At 44.5% G+C, this 9,201-nt stretch carries 10 protein-coding genes; 4 read left to right on the top strand and 6 right to left on the bottom strand.

Annotated elements, in window-relative coordinates:
- On the top strand, positions 1-160 hold a 160-nt coding region (locus AB840_RS18360), incomplete at its 5' end, for a transposase (protein ID WP_072061870.1).
- 141 nt (positions 161-301) lie between these two features.
- On the opposite strand, the gene araA is transcribed toward AB840_RS18360, so the two are convergent.
- From araA to AB840_RS14285, 4 genes are read right to left on the bottom strand one after another with little or no spacing between them, the layout of a single operon-like run.
- Positions 302-1,726, bottom strand: coding sequence for an L-arabinose isomerase (gene araA, locus AB840_RS14300; RefSeq protein WP_048515519.1), 1,425 nt, complete (start codon positions 1,724-1,726; stop codon positions 302-304).
- A 50-nt stretch (positions 1,727-1,776) separates the two neighbouring features.
- Entirely contained in the window at positions 1,777-2,478 is a 702-nt protein-coding gene (locus tag AB840_RS14295; protein ID WP_048515521.1) for an L-ribulose-5-phosphate 4-epimerase, read from the bottom strand.
- Between the two features lie 38 nt (positions 2,479-2,516).
- Entirely contained in the window at positions 2,517-4,121 is a 1,605-nt protein-coding gene (locus AB840_RS14290; protein ID WP_048515518.1) for a xylulokinase, read from the bottom strand.
- A 24-nt stretch (positions 4,122-4,145) separates the two neighbouring features.
- Positions 4,146-5,558 carry a sugar porter family MFS transporter gene (locus tag AB840_RS14285; RefSeq protein WP_048515517.1) on the bottom strand — a complete coding sequence of 471 codons (1,413 nt, stop codon included), beginning with the start codon at positions 5,556-5,558 and terminating at the stop codon, positions 4,146-4,148.
- A gap of 417 nt (positions 5,559-5,975) precedes the next feature.
- Between AB840_RS14285 and AB840_RS14280 the strand changes: the two genes are divergently transcribed.
- Both AB840_RS14280 and rpsD read left to right on the top strand, forming a co-directional pair.
- Positions 5,976-6,647, top strand: coding sequence for a YoaK family protein (locus tag AB840_RS14280; protein WP_048515520.1), 672 nt, complete (start codon positions 5,976-5,978; stop codon positions 6,645-6,647).
- 148 nt (positions 6,648-6,795) lie between these two features.
- The gene (rpsD, locus tag AB840_RS14275; RefSeq protein WP_048515516.1) at positions 6,796-7,383 is read left to right on the top strand and encodes a 30S ribosomal protein S4; all 588 of its coding nucleotides are present in this window, start codon (positions 6,796-6,798) and stop codon (positions 7,381-7,383) included.
- 144 nt (positions 7,384-7,527) lie between these two features.
- On the opposite strand, the gene AB840_RS14270 is transcribed toward rpsD, so the two are convergent.
- Positions 7,528-7,989 carry a Fur family transcriptional regulator gene (locus AB840_RS14270; protein WP_048515515.1) on the bottom strand — a complete coding sequence of 154 codons (462 nt, stop codon included), beginning with the start codon at positions 7,987-7,989 and terminating at the stop codon, positions 7,528-7,530.
- 70 nt (positions 7,990-8,059) lie between these two features.
- On the bottom strand, positions 8,060-8,662 hold the full coding sequence (locus tag AB840_RS14265; protein WP_048515514.1) for a MarR family winged helix-turn-helix transcriptional regulator: 603 nt from the start codon (positions 8,660-8,662) through the stop codon (positions 8,060-8,062).
- A 228-nt stretch (positions 8,663-8,890) separates the two neighbouring features.
- Between AB840_RS14265 and AB840_RS16860 the strand changes: the two genes are divergently transcribed.
- On the top strand, positions 8,891-9,201 hold a 311-nt coding region (locus AB840_RS16860; protein ID WP_048515513.1), incomplete at its 3' end, for a helix-turn-helix domain-containing protein.

The raw sequence follows: 9,201 nt of genomic DNA, 5'->3' as shown, positions 1-9,201 counted from the left end.
ATCCGAAGGTACTTTTGGGATCATGAAAAATAACCGCTGGTACAAAAGAATCGTTCGAAAAGGCATGGAACAAGTACGTTTAGAGATTTTCCTGGTTTCTATCGGGCATAATCTTTATAAATACCACAATAAAAGACTACGTTTGAAGAAAGCCGCATAAACTCTAGAAAAGCAGTTTTTATGGGGAAAGGGGTTTTATGCCTATTTTGCAGTAATTTCCTGCTTATTACCTCAAGATGCAAATAAAAAAAGGATGTGGACAAAATGATTTCTCATTTTGTCACATCCCCTTTTTTCATACCTAGCAGATTTCCACGAGTTCCATGTCCAGCATCACCGCCAAATCATGAATTTGTTCTTCCTTTAACCGGAAACTGAGTACCGTATGATGACCGCCGCCGGCTTTGATCCATGCCGCCGCGCCTTTTTTGAGACCGGCCTTAGGTGTCCAAAGCTGTTTGGCAACCGGCAGATTAGGGGTTTCTGCCTCGGGCTTGCGGCAGATAACAGGATAGCTTATCATTCGGAACCCATGCCGGAAGTCAGCAACCGTTACATCGACTGCATCTCCCTCAGAACCAGTAAACACAAGCCGTGCCGGATCTTCTTTATCTCCGATATCCAGCGGATGCACCTCAACACGAGGTGTATCACTGGCAATCGTTGGATCCACTTCCAACATGTGCGCACCCAAAATTGCTTCATGGTCTTTCCGCAGATCCAGCGTATAATCTTCCATAAACACCGTGCGGTCATTATGCGCCATAATCTTGAGCAACCGTGTCAGCGCTGCCGTCTTCCAATCGCCTTCCGCGCCAAAGCCATACCCGTCACGCATGAGAAGCTGCACTGCCAGACCAGGCAGCTGATCCAGGCCGCAGAGATCCTGAAAATTAGTACAAAAAGCGGTATACCCACCCTTATCCATAAAACGTCTGATACCTAAATATTGTTTCAGCTGTACATAAATCGAGCATTCAAATTTTTCCAGCTTGTTGTTTCCTTGGGTCAGTACATATTCCTGCCGCAAATGCGCAAAAGCTTTTTTCAGGTCTTCATCATTGACCGTGTTTATTTCGGCAACAAGATCTGCTACAGGATAATAGTCGACAGTCCATCCCATCCGGATCTGCGCTTCCACCTTATCGCCTTCCGTTACGGCAACATCGCGCATCGTATCGCCAAAGCGGCACACCTTGATGCGGAAGCTTTCATTGTAAGCGACTGCCACATCTTCCCACTGCGCGATTTCCTGCTGTACGTCTGCATCACCCCAATAACCGTACACAATCTTGTTTTTCAGATTAAGCCGGGCATTGATGTAGCCGTATTCACGATCACCATGCGCACTTTGATTCAAATTCATATAATCAAAATCAATCGTATCGTACGGGATTTTGTTCAAATACTGTGTTGCCAAATGAAGAAGAGGCTTTTGCAGCAGCATCGTTCCCCGAATCCAATTTTTTGCCGGTGAAAAAGTATGCATCCATGTAATAACACCAGCTACCTTATCCTGATAATTTGCTTCCTTCATGAACTGAGTAATACTATCGGCGGTCGTCATAACGCCCTTGCAGACAATTTTATATGGTAATGTGCCGCTGTCATTCAGCCGCTTTACCATATCTTTTGTATCCCGTTCCACATTGCGCAGCTGTTCCTCTCCGTAAAGATGCTGACTGCCTGCAACAAACCAAAATTCATATTCTTTTACCTGTAACATAATACACACCCCTTCTCGATGTATAAAACAGATTAGCATGATGTACTATTCTACTTGCTTTTCTGCCCATAATACGCATTCGCGCCGTGTTTACGATAATAATGCTTGTCCAGCAAATACTGCGGTACTCGTATGTCCGCACGGGTCAGCTGCAGGGCGTGATAATTCATTTCAGCAACGACTTCCAAAATCTTTGCCGTTTCCACAGCTTTACCGGCGGTCGGTCCCCATGCAAAAGGCCCATGCTGTTTGACCAACACTGCCGGGACCGCGTCAGGTTCCAGCCCTCTTTCGGCAAAGGTTTTCACAATGACCTTCCCCGTATTTTCTTCATACGCACTTTCTATCTCTTCCTGCGTCAAAGCATCCGTCACAGGGACATCACCATAAAAAGTATCGGCATGGGTTGTTCCCATGGCTTCAATATCCACCCCTGCTTGCGCAAAAGACACAGCCCATGGTGAATGGGCATGAACAATCCCGCCTATATGAGGGAATGAATTGTATAATACCATGTGCGTCAGTGTATCGCTAGATGGATTCAACCGGCCTTCAACGACGTCTCCCTTTAAGTCGACGACAACCATATCTTCCGGAGTCAATACATCATATCCCACACCAGACGGTTTAATGACAAACAAGCCTCTGGCCCGGTCTATTCCAGATACATTGCCCCACGTAAAGGTCACCAGACCTAATTTCGGCAGCCGCATATTCGCAGCATATACCTGTTGCTTCAATTCTTCCAACATTGCAGTATTTTTTCCTTTCGTATCAATAAAGACCCATCTCATTCAGCTAATGCCGTACCGGCCAATTCTTCTACAGGCAAAGCACGCGTATAGCTTTCAATGAATGCAGCATATCCGGCAACACCTTCTGAGTTCGGCGTAACAGTCGTGCTGCGTGGATGACGAAATACTCTTTCATCAAGGAAGTCCGCCAGCGTCTCGCCGGGCGCGCAGGACTGCATAAATACGGTCAGTACAGCCATGCCCCACGGGCCGCCTTCTCCCGCTGTTTCCATAATTGTAATCGGCATATTAAGCGCATCCGCCAGCACCTGCTGCCCAATAACAGGAGTCTTAAATAAGCCGCCCTGGGCAATCATAACCTCCGTCTGAATCCCCTCTTCCCGAATTAGGATATCCATGCCGAGCTTCAGAGGCGCAAAAGCAGCGTACAGTTGCGTAAGCATAAAATTCGGTAAGGTAAAGCGGCTGTTTGGCGTCCGCACAAACAGCGGCCTGCCCCTGTCAATACAAGTCACGTTTTCGCCGGATAAATAACTGTAATTGACCAACCCGCCTGCATCCGTATCCGCCCGGCCAGCCTGGGAAAACAATAATTCATACAACATATCCGGTGCCAGCTGCATACCCGCACAAGCAGCGAAATCAGCAAACAGCTGTATCCACGCATTAATATCCGAAGAACAATTATTCGTATGAACCATGGCTGCAGGTGCCCCTTCCGGGGTTGTGACCACATCAATATCAGAATGAATATTCTTCAGCGGCCCATCCAGCACATTCATTGAAAAAGCTGACGTTCCGACGGAAATATTTCCAGTCCGTTTACGCACACTGTTGGTACTGACCATACCGGTACCGGCATCGCCTTCCGGAGGCGCCATGGCACTGCCGGGTATCAGCCGTCCCGCAGTATCGAGAAGGCTGGCACCTTCTGCAGTCAGTGTACCTGCATATTCTCCAGCCCGCAGAACAGACGGCAATAGGTTCTCCAGGCGCCAGGAATACGGCTGCACTTCCGGCAATCCATTAAAGATGTTCAACATACCGGCATGATAGGTACCACTGCGTTCATCAATGGGAAACATGCCCGATGCATCACCAATACCCAACACCCTGCGGCCGCAAAGCCGCCAATGGACATATCCGGCCAACGTCGTCAAATAAGAAATATCGCTGACATGATGCTCCTTATTCAGGATCGCTTGATATAAATGCGCAATACTCCAGCGCTGCGGAATATTGAAATGCAATTTTTCCGTCAGGTCCGCGGCGGCCCGACCCGTAATATTGTTGCGCCAGGTGCGGAAGGGAACAAGCAGACGGTCATGTCCATCAAAGGCCAAATATCCATGCATCATAGCACTGACGCCAATCGCCGAGATCCGTGTCAACGGCATATGATACCGGCTCTGCACATCGGCCGCAATCTGAGAGTAGCAGATTTGAATTCCTTTCCAAACTTCCTCCAAGGAATACGTCCAAATGCCATCCTGCAATGTGTTTTCCCAGCCGTAGCTGCCGCTGGCAATAGTGTGACAGTCATTCAAAACGAGAACCGCCTTGATGCGTGTCGATCCCAGCTCGATTCCCAGCACGACATCACCATTTTTAATGTCCGCTGCAACATTCATTAACCCCATAAAAAAACGCCTCCTCGCTTCGTATTATAGGCTTTCCCGCACCAGGGCCTCCCCTTTGGTTCCTTTAGCCTCAATTTCTTCCAGTGTATGTCCCCGCGTTTCCGGTACAAATTGGGTTACAAAAGCAACGCCGAGAATACAAATAATGCCAAAAATAGCAAAAACGATTTCCTGCGGCATAGAGGCTGTCATAATCGGGAACAACAAGCCTACCAAAAAGGATCCGATCCAGTTAAACGATGTTGCCATGCCAGACGCTCGTCCGCGAATAGCCAGCGGAAAAATTTCGCCGACAATGACCCATGTGAGCGGCGCCCAGGTAAAAGAATAAAAGGCCACATAGATGCACAAGAAGAACACAATCATCATGGGATTTGTTCCCGGCATGATACTGTTGATAATCGCCGGTAAAATAAAGGACAAACCCATGATAGTTCCGCCGATTTTCAACAAAGTGCAGCGATTGAATTTGTCAGCAATAACAAGAAATACCAGCGATCCCACTACCAGCAGGATGCCTTGAATGATCGGCCACATAAGCTGTGAGCTGGCCGCATGCCCCGTTGCTTTTTCCACAATCAGCGGAATATAGTAAAAAATAGCGTTAGCCCCCTGAAACTGTTGAAATGCGGCGACGCCGATACCTGCAACGACCAAGCTGCGATACTTATCGCTTAACAACGTATGCCAGGAATTTTGCCGGCATGCGCTTTCTTCTGCCTGGACAGTTTCCCGGATCTGCCTCAATTCCCCTTCAATTTCATTCTGCGGACGAATATATCCCAAAATAATGCGGGCTGCTTCTATATTATTGCGGCGAACAAGAAACCGTGGTGATTCCGGCAAATGCAGGACACCAAAGAAAAGAATAACAGCAGGCACGGCCGCCAATCCCAGCATGAGTCTCCACGCCAGTGTTTCTGGAAACCCTTTCAATAGAAAATCTACAATATACGAAAGGAGCATTCCCGACACAATCATCGTCTGATTGATTCCGGACAAGCGTCCGCGCAGCCGGGCCGGAGCCATTTCCGACATATATGCCGGTACCAGCGCCGAGGCGGCACCTACAGCAATCCCCAGCAGCATGCGGATAGCAATCAAATAGTACTGGCCGTAATCCGGCACAATCCCGGACAATACAGACCCAGCAACAAATATAAGAGCAGAAATCAAAATCATTTGACGACGGCCTAACTTATCTGAAAGCTGTCCTGCCAGCGCGCCGCCAAAAATAGCGCCAAACATCACAGCCGATGTAATCCATCCAATGATACCTGCATTGCCCTGCATACCCCAATCTTCTTGTAAAAACGGGAGCGCTCCTGTCATAACTCCAATGTCATAGCCAAATAAAATTCCGCCGAATGAACCAAAAAAATATATGAATGAACTGGATATTTTTTTATCGTTCTCCTTTTCTGTGTACGTTACCATATTTTTATTCCTCCGCTCTATAATATACGTAAAAATACAATAAAATTAAAATTGTGTTCGAACACGGTTTTATTATTCACATGGTAGCATTGACCATCATAATTTGTCAATGCTATTCACAAACACAATTTAGCATAATGCCTTTTAACTATATTACTCATTCGCATTGTAAACTTTCCGTTTTGTGCTCGTATACGCTTATTTGCTTAATATTCATACATTTTTTACTTTTAGATATGGTTATATGATTTTGCCACTCCTATATATGCTTACTATATGACTTAAGAAATTTTGAATTTTATACATCAAAAATCGATTTTTATGGCTGCAATCATATTTTTTTCAGCGTATAATAATCACATATATCAAAATGTTTTTGATATGCATATCAGCGGAATATCTGAAGGGAGTTTGTACATGGAACTATTATCCAAAAAGCGTCATGAACGAATCTTGTTTGGCGCTTTATTAACCATGGCCGCCGGTGGAATCGACGCCTATTCTTATATTGCTCACGGCGGTGTATTTGCCGGTTTACAAACAGGAAATCTAATTCTTCTGGGAATTCACTTAGGCCAAAAAGATATTCCTTCCAGCCTTTCTTACATGCTATCTTTGGCCGCTTTTTTTCTGGGTACGGTAATTGTCCGATTTCTTCAGCAGCATCCTAAATTGTCCCTTCAACAGACTGCACGGCACCAGATAATATTGCTTTATGAGGGTATTATATTATTATGTGTCGCTATAATCAGCCCTTTTGTTTCCGATTCTATCACCACAATTCTATTATCGGTAACTGCTGCTGCCGAACTGCAGGAATTCAGGACATTAAACGGTGCCCCTTTTACACCGCTCATGATGACAGGAAACCTGCGTACACTGGCAGAAACCAGTGTGGACAGCTTGATATTCCATCATACAGAAGCACAGCAAACACTATTCAATACGGCGATTATTATGCTTACCTTTGCCTTCGGTGCCGCACTCGTTGCCATCGCAACACCCGTTTTAAAAGATGCGTCAGTGATACTTCCGGCCTTGCCATTATTTGGTGCGTGGATATTTTCAAAAAAAGCCTCTGATCTTTAGTTGCTTTCATGCATATACAAATATGCACACAGAAATCTGATAATACTGTCTGACACAAATAGCGTCTGTACATTGACAAATAATATGGTTAGTGGTAAAATTTTTATGTTGCAATATTATAAAAATAAAATTATGAGGTGATGTAGAAATGGCAACAAGGAGAGACCCGCGTTTTAAAGAATGTCGCCGGTTCGGACTCAATGTGTACGGACATCCTAAGGCATTAAAACGTGTAAAGAAAGATCAGCGTCAAAAGAAAATGTCTGAATATGGCACACAGTTATTGGAAAAACAGAAGCTTCGAGCATATTACAATCTTCTCGAACGTCAGTTTGTCCGTTATTATGATAAAGCCAGAAAGATGGAGGGCGTTACCGGTCAGAACATGCTGAAGCTGTTGGAATGCCGCTTGGATAACGTGGTATATCGTATTGGTTTCGCAAATTCTATCCGTCAGGCCCGTCAGATGGTCAATCATGGCCATATCCTGATTAATGGCAAACGTTGCGACATTCCGTCTGCAAACGTTAAAGTAGGTTCCGTTATTTCCCTGAAGGATGCATCTCGTGCTAACGAAATGTACAAAAAATCTTTCCAGGAATTGAAGACCTTTGATGTTCCGTATATCGAAAAGAACTTCGATAATTTTGAAGGTACATTGACACGCGTTCCGGAACGTGATGAACTTCCGCTCGAAATCAATGAAACACTGATTGTCGAATTGTATTCCAAGTAATACAGCGTATAGAGATACTAAAATAAAAACAAGGAAACCCGTATGTATGCGGGTTTCCTTGTTTTTTTTTGTTGCTATGCAGTCAATTTCCCAACGGTAATCGTATCTCTTCAGGTCTTCAGGGGAAATCCGCGTTATATGAGGTTATCCATTTTTTTCTTGCGTATTACATGCCTCACAGATGCCGTAATATACTAATTTTGCCGATTCAATATGAAACGCATAGTCAGTCATCATTTTCTGTTTGCAATTACAAAACGCTTCCACTACCTCACGATCAAGAATTCCTTTCATCCTTCCGCATTGACTGCAGATATAGTAAGGATGACTATCTGTATGCGCCGGATCTATCAGCTCATAATAGTTTTGCTTATTATAAATTGAAAACTTACGTAAAATATGCAGTGAATAATACAAACAAATATTACGATACACTGTAGAAATACCAATACCAGGATATACTTTTTCAGCATACCGGTAAATATCGCAAACAGTCAAGCACTCCGTCTGATGATCTATCAACACCTGGAGTACCTGACGTTTTCGTTTTGTCAAATGCCAATGATTGGCCTCAAAAATCCGGCATATAGTATCCATCAAAACCATACTCTCGCTCCTAACGATTGCCGTCTTTCCATAACGCGCAAATTCCAGCAAATTTTTCGCTATCCGTTCTTTACTTCTTGCCAACCCGTGTATCATGAAGATGCGGCAGCCCATGTCCATGCAGATCATGGCACCCGTGATGCCCATGGCGACCATGCAGTCCGTGAATATCATGGTGGCCGTGGTGGCCATGATGCCCGCAGTGATGATCAGACAGTTCTTCCGTATCCATTTTTTCCTTGATATTCATATTGACCTTTTGTATGAGCGTCAGAAATTGGGCTTGTTCCTCTTCTGTCAGGCCATCAAATAAGGCCGTCGTGAAATTGGAAAAAACCGATTGAATTTGCTGAATATCCTCCTTACCCTGCTCGGTGATGAATACCCGCATAACACGCTGGTCATTTTCATCCTTTCTCCGTACGATACGGTCAGCCTGCTCCAATTTTCCCAGCAATTCTGTCATAGATGACGGACGGATATCCATTTTTTCAGCCAAATCCTGCTGACTGGCCCCGTCCTCCTGTCCAATCAGAGATAACGCATCATATTGACCGTGATGCATGGTATGTGCAGCGGCGCAATCATGTGCCATCCCATGTCCTGTCCGATGTATGCTTCGTCCCAATTGAGATAACGCTCTATAAAGCTGTAACGACATTGTATTTTCCATGTTGTTCTCCTCCTTGAAAGTAATATGATTAGGTACCTAAATATATTATATCTGTTTTTAATCATTTGTCAATACATTAGGCACCTAAGTATATTCTAAAATATAATGTATTATTTATATCGTAAATTGTAGAATGAAATTGAACACTAAAACTAAATAAAAAGATCCATAGGATTGCATCAATGGTAAAATTAAGTTACGACACAAAATTAACCGGAGGCAATCACTATGGACTACCTAAATAATACCATTAATACCCTACCTCGCGAAAGAGGACAACACTTAAGATTTGAAGATCGATGCGAAATCAAAGCGTTCCATAAGCAAGGTTACTCTTATCGCCAGATTGCAAAAGCACTTAATTGCTCACCTAGTACTGTGGGCTACGAATTAAAACGTGGCACTGCAACTAAGACGACACATCGAGGCAGACCAACAGAGTATGTACCTAGTCGAGGTCAAGCCGTTTACTATGAAAACAGAAAACGTTCTGGTCGTAAACAGCGCATTACGTCTGAAAGTCCATTTGCTATTTGGGT

Origin of the sequence: Megasphaera cerevisiae DSM 20462 (genome assembly GCF_001045675.1) — a bacterium.
GTDB lineage: Bacteria > Bacillota > Negativicutes > Veillonellales > Megasphaeraceae > Megasphaera > Megasphaera cerevisiae.
Note: the sequence above shows the minus strand (reverse complement) of the source record. Positions and strands in the feature narration are given on the sequence as shown.